Source organism: Arthrobacter sp. CAN_A6, assembly GCF_015751715.1.
GTDB lineage: Bacteria > Actinomycetota > Actinomycetes > Actinomycetales > Micrococcaceae > Arthrobacter_D.
Window position 1 is genome coordinate 284,098 of record NZ_JADOUV010000002.1, and the last position, 18,525, is coordinate 302,622.

At 67.4% G+C, this 18,525-nt stretch carries 13 protein-coding genes; 11 read left to right on the forward strand and 2 right to left on the reverse strand.

What is annotated here, in order from left to right; genetic code table 11:
* Positions 1-112: 112 nt before the first annotated feature.
* From hemE to hemL, 8 genes are read left to right on the forward strand one after another with little or no spacing between them, the layout of a single operon-like run.
* Complete coding sequence (hemE, locus tag IWX75_RS04830) at positions 113-1,180, forward strand: uroporphyrinogen decarboxylase (protein ID WP_196821108.1); 1,068 nt, start codon at positions 113-115, stop codon at positions 1,178-1,180.
* Positions 1,177-2,712 (forward strand): protoporphyrinogen oxidase, encoded by a 1,536-nt coding sequence (gene hemG, locus IWX75_RS04835; protein ID WP_196821109.1) that lies wholly within the window; start codon positions 1,177-1,179, stop codon positions 2,710-2,712. Before hemE ends, hemG begins: the two co-directional genes overlap by 4 nt.
* Before the next feature lie 46 nt (positions 2,713-2,758).
* Entirely contained in the window at positions 2,759-3,505 is a 747-nt protein-coding gene (hemQ, locus tag IWX75_RS04840) for a hydrogen peroxide-dependent heme synthase (protein WP_196821110.1), read from the forward strand.
* A gap of 47 nt (positions 3,506-3,552) precedes the next feature.
* A complete protein-coding gene (locus IWX75_RS04845; RefSeq protein WP_196821371.1) occupies positions 3,553-4,707 on the forward strand; it encodes a ferrochelatase in 1,155 nt (384 codons plus the stop codon).
* On the forward strand, positions 4,707-5,654 hold the full coding sequence (hemC, locus tag IWX75_RS04850; RefSeq protein ID WP_196821111.1) for a hydroxymethylbilane synthase: 948 nt from the start codon (positions 4,707-4,709) through the stop codon (positions 5,652-5,654). Before IWX75_RS04845 ends, hemC begins: the two co-directional genes overlap by 1 nt.
* Before the next feature lie 14 nt (positions 5,655-5,668).
* Positions 5,669-6,559: a uroporphyrinogen-III synthase gene (locus IWX75_RS04855; RefSeq protein ID WP_196821112.1), complete on the forward strand. Its 891-nt coding sequence runs from the start codon at positions 5,669-5,671 to the stop codon at positions 6,557-6,559.
* Complete coding sequence (gene hemB, locus IWX75_RS04860; RefSeq protein WP_196821113.1) at positions 6,556-7,542, forward strand: porphobilinogen synthase; 987 nt, start codon at positions 6,556-6,558, stop codon at positions 7,540-7,542. The genes IWX75_RS04855 and hemB overlap by 4 nt, the downstream gene beginning before the upstream one ends.
* A 7-nt stretch (positions 7,543-7,549) precedes the next feature.
* Positions 7,550-8,872 (forward strand): glutamate-1-semialdehyde 2,1-aminomutase, encoded by a 1,323-nt coding sequence (gene hemL, locus IWX75_RS04865; protein WP_196821114.1) that lies wholly within the window; start codon positions 7,550-7,552, stop codon positions 8,870-8,872.
* Positions 8,873-8,945: 73 nt separating this feature from the next.
* Here the strand turns inward: hemL and IWX75_RS04870 are convergent, their stop codons facing one another.
* Positions 8,946-9,698 carry a 3'-5' exonuclease gene (locus IWX75_RS04870; protein WP_196821115.1) on the reverse strand — a complete coding sequence of 251 codons (753 nt, stop codon included), beginning with the start codon at positions 9,696-9,698 and terminating at the stop codon, positions 8,946-8,948.
* A gap of 63 nt (positions 9,699-9,761) precedes the next feature.
* Here IWX75_RS04870 and IWX75_RS04875 point away from each other — a divergent pair, with 63 nt between their 5' ends.
* The 3 genes from IWX75_RS04875 to IWX75_RS04885 are packed head-to-tail and all read left to right on the forward strand — an operon-like array spanning position 9,762 to position 17,074.
* Complete coding sequence (locus IWX75_RS04875; protein WP_196821116.1) at positions 9,762-10,271, forward strand: MGMT family protein; 510 nt, start codon at positions 9,762-9,764, stop codon at positions 10,269-10,271.
* Positions 10,272-10,283: 12 nt separating this feature from the next.
* Positions 10,284-13,604 (forward strand): ATP-dependent helicase, encoded by a 3,321-nt coding sequence (locus IWX75_RS04880; protein ID WP_196821117.1) that lies wholly within the window; start codon positions 10,284-10,286, stop codon positions 13,602-13,604.
* Positions 13,604-17,074 carry an ATP-dependent DNA helicase gene (locus IWX75_RS04885; RefSeq protein ID WP_196821372.1) on the forward strand — a complete coding sequence of 1,157 codons (3,471 nt, stop codon included), beginning with the start codon at positions 13,604-13,606 and terminating at the stop codon, positions 17,072-17,074. Before IWX75_RS04880 ends, IWX75_RS04885 begins: the two co-directional genes overlap by 1 nt.
* Here the strand turns inward: IWX75_RS04885 and IWX75_RS04890 are convergent.
* Positions 17,055-18,515 carry a phosphotransferase gene (locus tag IWX75_RS04890; RefSeq protein WP_196821118.1) on the reverse strand — a complete coding sequence of 487 codons (1,461 nt, stop codon included), beginning with the start codon at positions 18,513-18,515 and terminating at the stop codon, positions 17,055-17,057. The genes IWX75_RS04885 and IWX75_RS04890 overlap by 20 nt on opposite strands.
* Between the last annotated feature and the right edge of the window lie 10 nt (positions 18,516-18,525).

Sequence of the window (18,525 nt, forward strand, 5' to 3'; positions counted from 1 at the left end):
CCATACTTTCGCGGAAAATGGGGGTGCGGCGTGCACGTGAGATTGGACACCAGCCGCTTCGGACGTGGCACGGAGGTTAACGATCTCCGGCGATCAACGGCAGAATCAGGGTATGAACCTTGGAGCAGCACACCCGCTGATGGACGGCCGCACGGCTGAATCAGCCCTCATCTCCGCTTACCGCGGGCTTCCGCCACGCCGTCGTCCGGTGTGGTTCATGCGTCAGGCCGGGCGGTCACTGCCCGAGTACCGGGCACTCCGTGAGGGCACCAACATGCTCGAATCGTGCCTCGACCCCGAGCTGGCCTCCGAGATCACCCTCCAGCCGGTGCGCCGGCACGATGTCGATGCCGCCATCTTCTTCTCCGATATCGTCATCCCGCTCAAGCTGGCAGGCGTGGACGTCGACATCGTGCCCGGCGTCGGGCCCGTGCTCGGCACACCCATCCGCAGCGCCGCCGACGTAGCCGCCCTGCCGGTTCTTACCGACGCCGCCCTGGAGCCGATTCGACAGGCGGTCGCCCGCACCGTTGCCCAGCTGGGTTCCACTCCGCTGATCGGATTCGCGGGCGCCCCCTTCACCCTCGCGGCGTACATGGTCGAGGGCAAGCCGTCCCGCGACCATCTCGGTCCCCGCACGATGATGCACGCCGACCCCGACACCTGGCGGGCCCTCACCGAGTGGGCCGCGGACGCATCGGGCCGCTTCCTCCGCGCTCAACTTGAAGCTGGAGCATCAGCCGCGCAGCTCTTCGACTCCTGGGCGGGTTCGCTCGGCCTCGATGATTACGTGCGGCACGTCGCGCCGGCCTCCTCCCGTGCCCTTGACCACGTCCGCGGGTCGGGCGCTCCGCTGGTCCACTTCGGCACCGGCACCTCGGAGCTGCTCGTGGCCATGTACGACGTCGGCGTGGACGTGGTGGGCGTGGACTACCGCCTTCCGCTGGCCGAGGCCAACCGGCGCCTGGGCGGCAGGGTCCCGCTGCAGGGCAACATCGACCCGGCCCTGCTCAGCGCGCCCTGGGCCGTGCTGGAACAGCATGTCCGGGAAGTACTCGACTCGGGTTCGGCGGCGCCCGGGCACGTGGTCAATCTGGGTCATGGGGTGCCACCGGAAACCGACCCGGAAGTACTGACCCGGGTGGTGGAACTGATCCATTCGGTGGCCCCATCCGCATGAGCGGACCAGCCAGAAGCGGAACCGGGCCGACCTCCGGCTCATCAGGCACGGGCGGTCATGCGCCGGTCGTCGTCGTGGGCGGGGGAATGGCGGGACTCGTCGCCGCACGGACCCTCGCCCGGCGCGGGCTGCAAGTGACGATCCTTGAGGAATCGGGGCGTTTCGGCGGCAGTGTGGATTCGCGCGAGCTCGGCGGGCTCCGGCTCGACAGCGGGGCTGAATCCTTCTCCACCCGCTCCGCCACGGTTCCCGGGCTCGCCGCCGAGCTCGGACTCGATGCCGAACTGGTGGTACCCGAAGCGGCAGGCGCGTGGGTCCAGCTTCCGGGGAAGGACCTGCAGCGAAGTGCTCAACCCCTGCCCAATTCGGGCGTGCTCGGCATTCCGGCGGACCCGACCGACGCGGGGACGGCGGCGGCGATCGGCCGAACGGGTGTGCTCCGTGCATCCCTGGACCGGGTGCTGCCACTTGGATCCCTCGCCACCCGCCCCGGCGTCAGCCTCGGCGAGCTCGTCCGGAAGCGGATGGGGGAAGAGGTCCTGGACCGCCTTGTCGCCCCTGTTGCGGGCGGGGTGTTCTCGGCCGACCCGGACACCCTCGACGTCGATGCGGTGGCGCCCGGCCTGCGGGCGGCCATGGCCCGGCTGGGCTCGCTCGGTGCCGCAGCCGGTTCGCTGAGGAAAGCCGCCCCGGCCGGGTCGGCTGTCGGCGGGCTCCGCGGCGGCATGGCCCGGCTCCGGGATGCACTCGTGGCGGAGTTGACGGCCGCGGGTGTGGATCTGCGAACCGGGGAGACGGTTCGTGGAATCCACCGTTCGCGGAGCGGCTGGCGGGTAGTGACCGAGCGCTCCACCCTGGAGCGGAGGCTGCCGGCCCGCGCCGTCCTCGTGGCCACCGGTGGGCCCGACGCCGTCGACCTCCTTGCCCCCGTCCTCCCGGAACTGGCCGTCGAGCGACCGGCGCCGGTGCCTGGGGTTGCCCTCGTCACCCTCGTGGTCGAGCTGCCCGGCCTTGACGCGCACCCGCGCGGGACGGGAGTGCTGGTGGCCCGGGGGGTCGAGGGAGTATCGGCCAAGGCGCTCACCCATTCCACTGCCAAATGGAAGTGGCTGCGTGACCAGGCTGCGCCGGGCGTGCACGTGCTGCGGCTGTCGTACGGACGGGTTGGGGATACCGCACGAAACCTCGGGCCGTCGACCGGGGACGACACGCTGTTCGCTGCCGCCCTCGCTGATGCGTCGGCCCTGCTCGGGGTGCGCATCGACGGCGCCGCCGTACTCGATTGGGACGTGGTCCGCTGGGCCGGCGCCCTGCCACATGCTGCTGTGGGGCATCGCGACAGGGTGGCGAGGATCCGGGCCGTCACGTCGGCGGCCGGAACACTCGACGTCACCGGGGCGTGGCTCGCCGGCACGGGACTCGTCGCGGTGATCGATGACGCGCGGGCGCGGGCCACCGCACTCGCCGACCGGCTCGATACCGAGGGTCAGGAACCCGTCCAGCGTGACATCAATTACTTCTACGAGTTGTAGAAGAACAGGATTTCGGATTGCTTCGGCGCAGGGGCAGACTAATACCATGAGTGAGCTAACCGGCAAGAACGCTTTCCACAATCCTTCCACCGAGCCCTCGAATCAACCATCCCCGGACGTCGCTGCCGATGCCGAGGGAGAGCTGTTCTTCACGCTGTGGACCGTTTTCAAGCGCGACGGAAAATTCGCGGGATCCGCGGCTCCGGCCGGCGGCCTCGGGGACGTGCTGGGTTCGATCGAGGGGACCGGCGTCGTCGTCCGGGGTTTCTACGATGTCTCAGCGATGCGCGAGGACGCCGACGTGATGGTCTGGCTCCATGGCCCGCGCGCCGAGGACCTCCAGTCGGCGATCCGTCACATCCGGCGCACCGGCACGTTCTCCGGAACCAGCATCGCCTGGTCCGCCATGGGCGTGCACCGCAACGCGGAGTTCTCGAAGAGCCACAGCCCGGCGTTCTCCCGGGGCGTTGCTCCTGCCGAATGGGTGTGCGTCTACCCCTTCGTGCGCTCCTACGAGTGGTACATCCTTCCCAGCGAGGAACGCCGTGGGATGCTGTACGACCACGGGATGAAGGGCCGCGAGTACCCGCAGGTCCTCTCCAACACCGTGTCCTCCTTCGCGCTCGGCGACTGGGAATGGATCCTTGCCCTCGAGGCCCCCGAGCTGGTGGACCTCGTCGACCTCATGCGGCATCTCCGGGAGACCGAAGCGCGGCGCCACGTGCGCGAGGAAATACCCTTCTACACGGGCCGCAGGATCAGCCCCGACGAGATTGCAGAGGTGCTCCAGTGACCGCACAGGCCTTCAACCCCCTTGACGGAGTCGACGACGCAGGGCGCATGGCGCCCAAGAACTACGACGCCGTCGTCCTTGCGTCTTTCGGCGGCCCCGAGGGGCAGGACGACGTCATTCCGTTCCTGCGCAATGTGACACGCGGCCGGGGCATCCCCGACGAACGGCTTGAGGAAGTCTCCCACCACTACCGTGCCTTCGGAGGCATCAGCCCCATCAACGGCCAGAACCGCGCACTCCGTGCAGCTCTCGAGGCAGAGCTCCGGCGCCGCGGCATAGACCTTCCGGTGTACTGGGGCAACCGGAACTGGGCGCCGTTCATCGCCGACACCCTGCAGGAGGCGTACGACGCCGGACACCGCCGCGTCCTCGCCCTGACCACCAGCGCGTACTCGAGCTACTCGAGCTGTCGGCAGTACCGCGAGGACCTCGGGATGGCCCTCGTCAAGACGGGGCTCGAGGGCAGACTCGAGGTCGACAAGGTCCGCCAGTATTTCGACCACCCGGGATTCGTGGAGCCCTTCGTCGAGGGGGTCACCGACGGACTCGCCAGGGTGCGGGCCGGTCTGAAGGAGCGAGGGGAGGACGGCGCCCCCGTGCACGTCATGTTCGCCACCCACTCGATTCCCATCGGTGACGCCGAGGCGTCAGGACCCCGCAACGCCGAGGGTGGGCCTGCCCACGAAGAGGGTGCCTACGTTGCACAGCACCTTGCCACGGCGCAGGCCGTCCTGGACCGCGTGCCCGAGGCCGCGGGCGTCGATTGGTCGCTGGTCTACCAGTCCCGCTCGGGCGCGCCGCACATCCCCTGGCTCGAGCCCGATATCAGCGATGCACTGCGGGAACGAGCCGGTACTGGGGTCAGGGGAGTGGTAATCGTGCCGCTCGGCTTCGTGAGTGACCACATGGAAGTCGTCTGGGATCTTGACACGGAGGCCCTCGAGACTTGTGCCGAGCTTGATATCGTCGCAGACCGCGTGCCGACCCCAGCCACCCACGAGAAATTCGTGGCGGGACTGGTCGACCTCATCTCCGAGCGCACCGTCGAGAACAACATCGGCGAGCGGCCGTCCACCACCGACCTCGGCCCCTGGTACGACGTCTGCCGTCCCAACTGCTGCGCCAACCGGCGGGGCGAAAAACCCACCATTGCGGCGGTCGACGCGACGGTGGGGACTCCGCTTCCGAATCCCGGGTCCTGATGCCGCAGGCAATCCGCGTCGGAACCCGGGGCAGCGCCCTCGCCCTGACCCAGACCACCACCGTTGCCGAGAACATCGCCGGGCTCTCAGGGCGGCCATACGAGCTGGTGCGCGTTCGAACGGAGGGCGACATCCTGAAGGGATCGCTGTCGCAGATCGGCGGCACGGGGGTCTTCGTAGCCGCCCTGCGCGATGCGCTGCTGGAGAGCCGCTGTGAACTGGCAGTGCACTCACTCAAGGACCTCCCGACGCTCCCGGCGCCCGGACTGACCGTCGCTTCGGTACCGGCACGGGCCGATGTCCGCGATGCACTGTGTGCCAGGGACGGTCTCACCCTCGCGACCCTGCCCGACGGTGCGACCGTGGGCACCGGATCGCCGCGCCGCGCCGCGCAGCTGCGATCGGCCCGCCCTGGTCTGAACGTCGTGGATATCCGCGGCAACGTGGATACGCGCCTCGGCCGGGTCACCGGACTCGTGGACGGGGCACCAGGGGACCTCGACGCCGTCGTCCTCGCCGCGGCAGGGCTGCTCCGGCTCGGACGCCAAGCCGCAATCACCGAGTACATCGATCCCGCTGTCATGCTGCCCGCTCCGGGGCAGGGCGCGCTCGCCGTGGAATGCCGGATCGACGATGCCGATGCCTCCCTCCGGAAAGCCCTTGAGTCCTACGACGACGCGGAGACGCGGCTGGCCGTGACTGCGGAACGCGCCGTCCTGCTCCAGCTCGAGGCGGGCTGCGCCGCCCCCATCGGGGCGTTCGCTTCGGTGGCGGGAGGTAGCCTGACCCTGGAGGCGGTGGTCTGCAGCCTCGACGGGCGAACGATGATCCGCAGGACGCACTCCGCCGGTACCGTCGACAATGTCGGCGCTGCTGAGCTGGGCATGGCGCTCGCTGAGGAACTCCTCGCCGCGGGAGCTGCTGGGATAGCTCCCTTGAAGAGCTGACGGAACCCGCTCTGATGGAAGCTGCCCCCCTTCCGCTGGCAGGGGTGTCCGTGGTGCTCCTGCGCAGCCCCGAGCGGTCTGCCGCCATGGCCCGTGAGGTGCAACGGCTCGGAGGAGAGCCGCTTGTGATGCCCCTCATCGACTTCGAGCAGGCACCTGAATCCGAAGATCTACGGCGGGCGCTGGTCCGTCTGGCCGAGGGCCGTTACCAGTGGGTCGTGTTTCCGAGCGTCACCGCCGTGGCTTCACTCCAGCTGCACGCCGGCACCGCCGGCCGGGACCTGGCGGGGATGCTCCACTCGGGACCGCGCATCGCCGCGGTGGGCAGCATCACCGGGAAGTATCTGGCGAGCACCGGCGTCGTGGCCCACCTGGTTCCGGAGGGCAGCCAGTCCGCGCGGGGACTCCTCCATGAGATCCCTGCCGGGCCGGGGTCGATCCTCCTGCCGCAGGCCGACATCGCCGACCCCGCCCTTGCCGAGGGCCTCACCGCCGCGGGATGGTCCGTCGACCGCGTGACGGCGTACTGCACGGTCGACTATCCGGCAGCTGCCTCGCGCCGCCTCGTGATTCCGGTACCCGCCGGTGACGGAAGGATTCCCGGATCGATCGATCCCCGGCACTTCCGCCGTCTCGCCGCAGGGGAGGCACCGGTGGTGGCGGTCCTTACCTCCCCGAGCAACGTGTTCCGGTTCCATGCCATGCTGGAGAAGGAGGCACCGATGGGCTTCGGTTCCGCCCCGTTGGTCGTCGCGATCGGACCAAGCACCGCAACTGCAGCGGCGGGCGCAGGGCTTCGCGTCGACGCCGTTGCCTCCCGGCCTACCCCGGAGGGGATCGCCGAGGCCGCCGTCCGCGCCGTCACCGGCAGAAGCACAATACCGAGAGATGGAGTTTTCCAATGAGTTTCCCCCAGCACCGGCCCCGCCGGCTGAGGTCCACACCCGCCCTCCGGCGGCTGACGGCCGAACACCGCGTTCGCCCCTCGGAGCTGATCCTCCCCGCCTTCATCCGGGAGGGACTGACCGAGCCCGCGCCCATCAGCTCGATGCCCGGGGTGGTGCAGCACAGTACCGACTCCCTCAGGAGGGCTGCCGCGGAAGCCGTGGAACGGGGCGTCGGCGGGATCATGCTGTTCGGTATTCCCCTGTCCAGGGACGCGACCGGCAGCGCCGGCATCGATCCCGACGGCGTGCTGAACCGGGCCATCGCCGATGTGCGCTCCGAAGTGGGGGACGCGCTCGTCGTGATGAGTGATGTGTGCCTCGACGAGTTCACCGACCACGGCCACTGCGGGGTGCTCGCCGAGGACGGCAGTGTCGACAACGACACCACGCTGGCGCTCTACGCGCAGATGGCCGTCGAGCAGGCGAACGCGGGAGCCCACGTGGTGGGCCCGTCGGGCATGATGGACGGGCAGGTCGCCGTGATCCGGCAGGCTCTCGACGACGCTGGCCATCAAGACACCGTAGTGCTCGCCTACGCCGCGAAGTATGCCTCGGCGTTCTACGGACCGTTCCGTGAGGCCGTCGATTCGCAGCTGAAGGGAGACCGCCGCACCTACCAGATGGACGCGGCGAACCGGCGGGAGGCACTGCTCGAGGTGGAGCTCGACATCGAGGAGGGCGCCGACCTGGTCATGGTGAAGCCTGCCATGAGCTACCTCGACGTGCTGGCCGACGTCGCGGCGATGTCCCCCGTCCCGGTGGCTGCCTACCAGATCTCGGGGGAGTACGCGATGATCGAGGCCGCCGCGGCGAACGGCTGGATAGACCGCCGCCGGGCGATCGAGGAATCGGTCCTCAGCATCAAACGGGCCGGCGCGCAGATGATTTTGACCTACTGGGCCGCGGAGCTTGCGCTCTGGCTCGACGACAACCACAGCTGAGGACACCATGGCCACTTCCGAAGAACTGTACGAGCGCGCGCGTTCCCTGATGCCAGGCGGGGTGAATTCACCCGTCCGGGCCTTCGGCTCGGTGGGGGGCACCCCGAGATTCCTCGTCGATGCCCAGGGCGCGTATGTAACCGATGCCGACGGCACGACCTACGTGGACCTCGTCGGATCGTGGGGACCGGCGCTGCTCGGCCACTCGCATCCGGACGTTCTCGCGGCGGTGCACCGCGCCGTCGACCATGGACTGACCTTCGGAGCGTCGACGCCGGCGGAAGCCGACCTCGCCGAGATCGTCATGAACAGGGTTCCCGCCGTCGAGCTCCTGAGGATGGTGTCGACCGGGACCGAGGCCACCATGACCGCGGTACGGCTGGCCCGCGGCTTCACCAACCGCAACCTGATCATCAAGTTCGCAGGCTGCTACCACGGCCATGTGGACAGCCTCCTGGCAGCCGCCGGCTCCGGCGTCGCCACGCTGGCACTTCCCGGTTCCGCAGGAGTGACCGAGGCGACGACGGCGGAGACCCTCGTGCTGCCGTACAACGATGTCGCAGCGGTTGAGCAGGCGTTCGCCGAGCACGGCCCGCGCATTGCGGCAGTCATCACCGAGGCAGCACCGGCCAACATGGGTGTCGTCACGCCGCAGGAGGGCTTCAACGCCTTCCTCTCCCGCGTGACCACCGAGCATGGTGCCCTCTTCATCGTGGACGAGGTCATGACGGGGTTCCGGACTGCTCCAGGAGGCTACTGGGGCCTGACCGGAGGGGCACCGGACTCTACGGATCCGTGGACTCCCGACCTCCTCACGTTCGGGAAGGTGATCGGTGGCGGTATCCCCGCTGCGGCTCTGGGCGGCCGCGCGGACATCATGAACTACCTCGCCCCGATCGGGCCCGTCTACCAGGCCGGGACCCTCTCCGGAAACCCCCTCGCGATGGCGGCCGGCGTTGCCACACTCACCGCCGCCACCGACGACGTGTATCGCCACGTCGATGCCCGCTCACTCGAGCTTTCCACTGCGCTCTCCGACGAGCTTGGACGTGCGGGGGTTGACCACTCCATCCAGCGAGCCGGCAGCCTCTTCAGTGTCGCCTTCGGTACCTCCGCCAAGGGCGTGCACAATTACGCGGATGCCCAAGGGCAGGAAACGTATCGCTACGGGCCCTTCTTCCATTCGATGCTGAATTCAGGCGTCTACCTCCCGCCGTCGGTCTTCGAGGCCTGGTTCCTTTCGGCGGCCCACGACGCCGCCGCCATGGAGAAGATCTTCGCGGCCCTTCCTGCGGCGGCGACGGCGGCTGCCCAGGCCCAGCCGCTCTGACGCCCTCGCTCCTTGGCTTGGATGAACCTGGCACACCCTGCACCTGCACCCGCCGCCGTCCGCGGCACTGGAGTCAGGCATTGAGAAGTGCCGGCGTGGCGACGATGGCTACCGTCGGAGGTTGCGCCTCTTCCGACGATCCCGCCGGAAGAACGGGCCAGGCGCATTCGATCACGGCGGTCGGATCGGTGCGCCTCAGGTACTCCTGGAAACTCGCGGCCTGTCGTTCAGCCCAGACGAGCTGGGCATCGTGGAGCTCCTCGGCTGGGCGGGCCAGCAGTGGGAAGCGGTGCGCGAGAACCGCGGCCACGCGGAGTGTGGCAAGGACATCCGCCGCGGACGTGTGCGCGTTCTCGAATTCGATTCCGTAGTGGGCGCACATCGCGGTAAGCGTCCTTTTGCCTCTGCGGTACCGATCAACTTGCTTGTCCATGATGAACGGGTCAAGGACCGGGCGCGGGCTGGGTGTGGAAACGCCGTGGCGCTCGCCCTCGCGCTCCAGAACGGTGAAATCGTACCGGGCGTTGAAGGCGAGCACGGGAACTCCGTCATCGAACAAGCGTGCGAGGACAGCAGCCACTTCCAGCACCACCTTCGCCGGGGGCTGTCCATGGGTGCGGGCGTGCTCGGTGGAGACCCCGTGGATGGCGGCGGCCTCGTCAGGGATGGGTATTCCCGGGTCCGCGAGCCACTCGTGGTGCTCCAGCGGCGAGCCGTCGCGATCCACCAGCAGGATCGACGCTGTGACGACGCGGGCTTCCCGGGGGTCCCGTCCCGTGGTCTCGAGATCGAAAGCGGCCCGTGGTAATTCCTGCCAGCTGGTCATGCGCCAAGGCTAGCGCGACGAACCGACCTTTCCGGGCAGGGCGCCGCGGTTACGCTGGAGTGCATGAGTAGGGAAACCGCCGGCGCTTTCTCCTCCGAGGATGCCGAGCAGTGCGACGTCAGCGACCGCTGGGGATTTCGCCGCCTCGAATACAGCGACGCCGTCCTTGAGGTCGCACGGCTGGTGCCGGCCGGCTGTGTCGTGACCTACGGAGATGTCGCGGAGCTCCTTGAAGCAGGCGGGCCGCGCCAGGTAGGAGCAGCAATGAGCCGCGGCGGGGACGACATTCCCTGGTGGCGTGTCCTGCGGGCAGGTGGACTGCCTCCGCGCGGACTCGCGGAGCGTGCCCTCGAACACTACCTGCGTGAAGGGACGCCGCTCAGGTCTCCGGTCGGGTCTCCGTCCCGGAGTCCGGAACCACCGAACCGGACGTTCAGCGTGGACCTGACCATCGCCCGTTGGGCGCCGGGAGAGATCGAATTCGAGTCGGTGGAGGATGTGCGTGCAGGTTTGAGGGGCTGCCCGACCACGAACCCCGCAGGTGATCGGAACGGAAATGTCAGTGCGAAGTGATGGGCTTGATTCATGACCACGATCCTTGACGGCGCTGACACGCTGGACACGCCGCCCGCTGGTCAGGAGACCCGGGACCCAGCAGGAGCGGACGTTGCTCCTGCCACTGCCGAGGAGATCGCTGCGCTGTCCGGCCCCGTGCTTGTCCTCGGCGGTCCAGGTACCGGCAAGTCGACGCTCCTGGTCGACGTCGCTGTCCACCGGATCCGCGCCGGCACGATCGAGGCCTCCGAGGTCCTCCTGCTCGCGCCCACCCGGGCGGCTGCGGCGCGCCTACGTGATGAACTGACGGAAAAACTCGACCGCAGCCTCAGCAGCGCACCGGCAAGGACCTGGGCCGCCTATGCATTCGATCTGATTCGGCGTGCAAAGGCGGAGGGACGGATGCCTGAACTCCGCCGCGCGCCGCGTCTCCTCTCGGGTGCCGAGCAGGACCTGATCATCAAGGAGTTGCTTGCAGGCCACGGCGAGGACGGCGCACCGGCCATCGACTGGCCGCAGAACCTCGCACTTGCCCTTCCCACCCGGGGATTCCGGCAGGAGATCCGTCAACTCTTCGACCGCGTCAGCGAATACGGGGCCTCGGCCGGGCAGCTTGGCCAGTGGGGCTACCGCTTCGACCGCCCTGACTGGGTTGCCGCTGCAGCGCTCTACGGCGAATACCGGGACGTCCTGGACCTCCGGATGCCGGAGGCCTTCGACCCTGCCGGAATACTCACGGCAGCCCGTTCCCTGCTGGAACTGGATGAGGAGTTCCTGGCGCAGGAGCGTCAACGCGTGAAGCTGGTCCTGGTGGACGACTACCAGGAAGCCAACCCGGCAATCCATGCGCTCCTCGGTCTCCTTGCCAGCGGCAGGGACGCCGTCGTCGCTTCCTGCCCGGATACCGCGGTCCAGGGTTTCCGCGGCGCCAGGCCTGAACTCACCGGGCAGCTCGAACAACTGCTGTCACCGGAGACCGGTCTCACCTCGGTCGTGCTTGCTGAATCCCATACCCTGACGGCACCGCTGGCCGAGGCATGGCGCAACGTCGTCTCCCGTATCTCGACCGCCGGAGTACCCTCCGGCTACAGGGCGCTGGCCCCGCGGGCTGGAAATCCACTCGGGCCTCGTCCAACGGCTGCGCCTACGGTGAAACTTCAGGAGAACCGGTCCGGTGCCGGCGAACCGGCACCTCCCTCGGCTCCCGTGAAAACGACACCTTCCGTCGCCTCCCATCTCGTCGACTCGGTCTTCCACGAGCAGCGCTACATCGTGCAGCGCATCCTCGAGGCACACCTGTTCGGCGGCCGGACCTTCGACGACGTCGCCGTGATCGTCCGGAACGGCGCGCAGGTCGCCACTGTTCAGCGCTTCCTTGCCGCCCAGGGAATTCCGGTCAACGTGCCCGCCTCCGAGACTGCCCTCCGGGACGAACCGGCTGTCCGACCGCTGCTGGACATCTTCTCCGTAGTGGTGGGAGAACGGGGTATCGACCCTGAGTTGGGTGTATCGCTCCTGACCTCCCGCATCGGGGGCGCAGGAACTCTCGAGCTCCGCCGGCTCCGCCAGGTCCTTCGCAGGCGGGAGTTGCAGGACGGCGGCGGGCGCACGAGTGATGAGTTGCTGGTGGATCTGCTGACATCGCCCCTGGCAATCGAGGGACTCGGCAGTGAGGCCGGTCCTGCGCGCCGCATCGAGAGGATGATCCGAGCCGGGAAGGACGCCCTCACCGCACCTTCCGCCGATCCGGAAACCGTACTGTGGGAGCTCTGGTCCGCCAGCGGTCTTTCCAACAAGTGGTCTACTGCGGCCCTGAGCGAAGGCCAGGGCTCGGTTCGGGCCGACCGCGACCTCGATGCCATGCTGGCCCTCTTCCAGACCGCTGAACGGTTCGTCGACCAGATGCCCGGTGCCGCACCGCGACTGTTCCTCGAATATCTACTGAGCCAGGAACTTCCCATGGATACGCTTGCTGCACGGGCGCGACGGCACGCGTCGGTCTCGGTACTTACCCCGGCCAGTGCCGCGGGACGTCACTGGCCCTTTGTGATCGTCGCCGGACTCCAGGAGGGCATCTGGCCGAACCTGCGCCTGCGCGGTGAACTCCTCGGCTCGGGTGAACTCCAGGCGCTCCTTGACCACGGAGCATCGTTCCGGCAGCATCGCCAACCGCTCAGTCTTCTCCAGGACATCCGGTTCGATGAGCTGAGAACGTTCTCGACGGCTATATCCCGTGCAAGCGAAGAGCTCATCTGCTGTGCCGTGTCCTCGCAGGACGATCAACCGTCGCAGTTCCTCGACCTCGTCGACCCATTGTCCCCGGGCACGACCGAACGGCCGAAAACGGAAGTGCTGCGGCCGCTCACGCTTCGCGCGCTCGTCGCCGAACTGAGAAAATTCGCGCAGGACCCGGGCAACCCGGGCCTGGCGACCGAAGCAGTGGCGCATTTGGGGCGAATGGCGGCCAGAACGCCGGAGATACCGGGGGCTGACCCAGCGCAGTGGTGGGGTCTGCTGAACCTCAGCACCACGCAGCCCATTCTGCCCGCCGACACACCGGTTCCGGTGTCACCCTCGAAAGTCGACTCAGTACTGACGTCCCCGTTGAGCTGGTTCGTATCGGCAGCCGGTGGTGAGAAAACCACCGACTTCGCCCGCTCAATCGGAACCCTCGTCCACTCGATAGCACAGGATATGCCCGAAGCGACCGGCAACGAGTATGTAGCCGAACTCGAGCGGCGATGGCCGACGCTCGGCATGAAGGACACCTGGGAAGGGAAAGCGGATCTCCGCAGGGCGGAGGGTATGGTCAGGAAACTCGCCGCGTACGTCATTTCGGCACGGCAATCGGGCCGCAGGCTGCTGGCAACCGAGGTCGACTTCGAAGTGGACCTTCCGTTCGAGGAAGAAGGCCATCAGCGGACTGCACGCCTGCGGGGACAGATCGACAGGCTCGAAGAGGATGCGAAAGGACGGCCTGTCATCGTCGATCTCAAGACGGGCAAGTCCGCGCCCGCGAAGAAGGAAATCGAGGGTCATCCGCAGCTCGCCTCCTACCAGGTTGCCGTCAACGAGGGAGGACTTTCGGACCGGGCAACGGCCCAGGAATCGGGAGGCGCGGCGCTTGTTCATCTGGGAACGAAGAACAAGGAGGCATCCGTCCAGGAGCAGCACCCCCTGGATCCATCCGAGGATTGGGCGCGCACCATGATCCAGGAAGCCGCACGCCTGATGTCGGCCGCGTCCTTCGAAACGGTGCACGACCCGCGGCGCTCGGGGTTCGGAGGAAGCGGTTGCCGCCTTCCCGAAGTGTGCCCACTCTGCGCAGAAGGCCGTCAGGTGACCCAGTGATGATTCCGCCGGCACCGGAAACCACCGCTGGGCGGGACTTGAAGCAGACTGTCCGTTATTCGGCACGCGAACTTGCGGAGTTGCTTCATTCCGACCCGAACTCGCCCGTGCAATACCCCACCGATGACCAGGTGCTGGTCATCGAGGCGCCGCTGCAGCCGCAACTGGTTGTTGCCGGCGCAGGTTCGGGCAAGACCAGGACCATGGCCGACCGCGTTGTATGGCTCGTTGCCAATTCCCTGGTACAGCCCGAGCAGATCCTGGGTGTCACGTTCACGCGCAAGGCGGCGGCGGAGCTCGGCACCCGCATCCGGCAGCGTTTGGCGGCACTTCACCAGGCACTGGGGCAGGAAACAGACGGCACAGGTACTGGCAGACCGGGCGACCTGGATCCGGCCGTGTCCACCTACCACTCGTTCGCCAACTCGATCGTCCAGGACTATGGCCTGAGGATCGGCGTCGAACGCGATTCCGTTCTGCTCGGAACCGCCCAGGCCTGGCAACTCGCCCACTCCGTTGTGGAAGCGTACCAGGGTGAGTGGGCCCACTTCACCGCTGCTAAATCCACGCTCGTCAAGGGTGTTCTGGACATGGCTGGCGAATGCGCGGAGCATCTGGTGGCGCCGTTCCAGGTGCGCGCCGCGCTACGCCACCAGATCGACGCGGTACAACGATGGGAGTATGTCGCCGGGACTCCCCGCAAACCGGCGCTGGGCGTCGAGACCCTCCTCAACAAGCTGCGTACCCGCGTGAGTGTCACCGAGCTGGTCGAGCAGTACGCGGAGGCGAAGTTGGCGCGCCGGCAACTCGATTTCGGTGACCTCGTCGCCCTGGCGGCGCGTATCGCCGAGGAAATTCCTGAAGCTGTCGCACTCGAACGGGAAAAGTACAAAGTTGTCCTGTTGGATGAGTTCCAGGACACGTCGCACGCACAGATGGTCCTGTTTTCGAGGCTGTTCGCCGACGGCCGGGCAGTAACGGCAGTCGGAGATCCCCACCAATCGATCTACGGCTTCCGTGGCGCCTCGGCGGGCCAGCTCGGTACCTTCCGGACAGCTTTTCCGACCGCTGTTCCAAGCGGTGGCTGGACGCCCGCTCCTGTGGCCAACCTGTCGGTCGCGTGGCGGAACGCGACGGCGATCCTTGCTGCGGCGAACACGATTTCCTCTCCCCTCGGGGTACCTGCGCCCTGGTTGCGGACCACCCGATCCCTTTCGGTACCCGACCTCGAGCCGAAGCCGGGGGCTCCGGTAGGGGAAGTCATCCTCGGGCGGTTCCTCTCGGACGCGCGCGTCGCTTCGGGTGGGATCAAGGAGCCCCTGTTCGCCGGCAGCCCGGACGGCAGGACTCCTGGACCGAGTGAAGCCGAAGCTCTCGCGGCGCAGATCATCCACCAGTCACGGCGGACTTTCGAACGGGACGAACAGGGAACGCGGCTCCGCCCGACGCTCGCGGTTCTTTGCCGCAGCCGAAAACAGTTCGAACCCATCCGCAGCGAGTTGGAGCGCCAGGGCATCCCTGTGCAGATCGTCGGTCTTGGAGGATTGCTCAGGACGCCGGAGATCGTCGAGATGTTGGCGGTGCTCCGGGTCCTCGGCGACCCCGACCGCTCCGATTCCATGCTTCGGCTGCTCTCCGGTGCCCGGTGGCGCATCGGTCCGGCGGATCTGATGGGGCTGGCCGACTGGTCGCGACAATTGGCCCGGTCCCGTGAGGCAGGAGGACGCCCGAAGGCCGGCGCGGACACCGAAGCGCCTGTCGCTGGAACGGAGTCGGAAACGGTCGTGCAGTATGACCTTGCGGAGGCCGGAAGCCTCGTCGAGGCGGTCGACCACCTCCCGCCGTCGGGCTGGGTATCGGCCTCGGGCCGCGAGCTCAGCGTCGAAGGACGCACGCGGCTCGGGGTGTTGAAACGTGAGCTCCGCAACCTGAGGCATTTCGTCGGAGATGACCTAGGAACCATTGTCGGAGAGGTGGAGCGGACCATCCTGCTGGACATCGAAGTGGCGGCGAAGCCCGAAATGGGGATCCACGACGCGCGCCGGAACCTCGACGCATTCTCGGAAGCGGTCGCCGGTTTCACTGCCTCGGCTGAGCGCGTGGACCTACCCGCTTTCCTGGCATGGCTCGAAGCCGCCGACGCGGAGGAGGACGGTCTTCCTGTGACGCAGTTGGAGGCCAGCAGGGATGCCGTCCAGCTCCTGACAGTTCACGCGTCCAAGGGTCTTGAATGGGACGTCGTGATGGTTCCGGGGCTGAACGGAGGCGCTTTCCCCAGCGGCACGGATTCGCGGTGGAGTTCAGGTGACTCCGCTATACCCTGGGGCCTTCGTGGTGACGCGGCGGAGCTTCCGCAATGGGATTGGGAGCAGCCGGACCAAAAGGGGTGGCTGGAGAGCGAGAAGGGTTTTGCAGGTGAGGCCAAGGCGCACACGGAACGTGAGGAGAGGCGTCTCGCCTATGTTGCCTTCACCCGCGCCAAACATGTCCTGGTGTGTACCTCGTCCGCCTGGGGCGGGGGCAGGACCAATGCTTCCCCTCCGTCCGGCTACATTCTTGACCTGTTGGAACGTGCAGGGAAGTCCCAGCCCGGCTTTTCGCTGATCCAGTGGCTCGCCGAGGAGGACGAGGGAACCAGCAACCCCGCCAATGCGGTGCCGCACAGGGCGCTCTGGCCCTTTGATCCGCTCGGGATCCGAAGGTCCGCCCTCGAATCGGCAGCGGCGGCGGTCACGAAAATCGCCGAGCAATCCGGCTCCGGCGCGGGGCATGCTCCACTTACCGAAGGACGGTGGGTGCGGGAGGTCGATCTGGCACTCGCCCGCCAGTCCGAGGACCTTCGTCCGCTTCCGGTGAAGCTGCCCGCCCACATTTCTGCCTCGACCCTTGTGGAACTCGGCGAGGATCCGGCGGCGGTAATGACCCAACTTCGTCGGCCCGTACCGCGCAAGCCAGGTTCCGCAGCGCGGAAAGGGACGGCCTTCCATGCCTGGATCGAGGAATTCTACGGAACCAGCGGCATGCTCGATCTCGGCGAATACCCTGGTGCCGCGGATGAGTACATCGATCAGGCGCTGGGTCTTTCCGACATGGCGGAAATTTTCAAGCGCTCCGAATGGTCAGCCAGGACGCCGGCCGGAATCGAGGTCCCCATTGAAACAAGGGTGGGTGGGGTGGTGGTGCGCGGCCGCATCGACGCGGTCTTCCGGGACGCCGACGGAGGCTGGGATCTGATCGACTGGAAAACCGGGCGTCCACCGAGCGGAACACGGCGCGGCACGAAGGCGGTGCAGCTCGCGCTGTACAGGCTTGCGTGGTCGCGGTTGAACGAGGTGCCGCTGGAGCAGGTTCGTGCGGCCTTTTTCTACATTGCGGACAACAAGCTGGTGCGCCCGCATGACCTTGCCGACGAGGAAGACCTGGAGAGGATCGTTGCCTCGGTCGAGGAGCCTAGCGGCGGGAGGAAATAATGGGCAAGGCCGAGGTCTCGACGTCGTTCCTATTCATCGAAACCGCGGAATCATCGTCCGGCCGAAGCCGCGTCACCTTGGCGGACGCCGCGCCCGCGTGATGATTCAGCCGAGCACGCCCGTACGGGTCGCTCTCGGAATGTGCCTCGTTGTGGAACTGGCCCGGCCGGTTCCCGGGATACGCGGAACTACCGTTAGCCGGAGAATGTTGAGGCGTGCCTGCGGGCTCGACAGCGGAAGTCCCCGATGCCGCCGGGTCCTCGGGGTCGGAGCCGTCTTCGGGTCCGTGGGCTGTGACCGGTGCCCCCGAGTCCTCGGGGTCGGAGCTGTCTTCGGGTCCGTGGGCTGTGACCGGTGCCGCCGGGTCCTCGTCGTCGTCGTGCCCGTGCCGGCTGATGTCGTCGTCGTGCCCGTGCCGGCTGTCGAGGTCGTCGTCGGAGAGGCTCGACCCGTCCGCCTGCGCCGTGCCCGCTTCGGGCTCCCCGGAACCGATGGAATGGAAGCTCGTCGACGCAGTGCGACCGGAAAAGGGCGCTGCCAGCTCGGTGGCTTCCACATCGGCCTGCAGGGTTGCCAGCATTTCCTCAGCCTCCAACACCATGGAGGGGTCCTCGAGGGAGATTCCGCGCACCAGCCACTGGGCCAGTGCGAACTCCGCTGCCAGCGCCGCCCTGCGTTCGATGTGCGGATCGACCGGCACGTCGGAAGCCGCGGCATACGCCGCATAGACACCGTCGACGAAGGAGTGGTCCATCGCGGCGGCAAGCCATGCGAAGTCGTCCGCCGGGTCGCCGATGCGAAGGTCGGTCCAACCTGTTACGGCCGCTACCCTGCCTGCCGAGATCAGGAGGTGGTCCTCGTGCAGGTCACCGTGGACCACTGACGGGCTGAACCGCCACAGGGCCACATCTTCGAGGGCATGCTCCCAACGGCGCAGCAGAACCGCAGGAATGCGGCCCGTGGTAGCCGCCTGATCCAGTTCATTGAGCTTGCGCTGCCGAAATTCGTTGGCTCCGTAGCTCGGCAGGTCAGCCTGTTCAACGAGCAGTTGGGGGAGCTGATGGATTGCTGCGATGGTTTTCCCGAGCTCTGCTGCCATTCCGGCTCCGGCCGACGTCAGGGCATCCAAGGTCCTGGTGTTGCCTTCGAGATGTGAGTAGACGAAAGTGCTGATGTTTCCCTGCCGGACACTGCCCGCGATGTGCGGTATCAGGAACGGCAGTTCTGCCTTGACTGCAGGAGTGAACGCCCGGAGGGCCTTCAACTCGGTTTCCAGCCTCATGCTTGCTTCCACGTGTTTGGGTGAACGGACGCGCCACTGTTTCCCGGAGTCGTCGACCAGGAGCGCCGAGTCGAAGTCCGCGGTGTCGTCCGGAGCGCCCGCCACTCCTGTCGGGGCAAGCCCCGGCACAGCGGCGCTGGCAATTGCAGCGAGTTCCATGGGGGTCCGT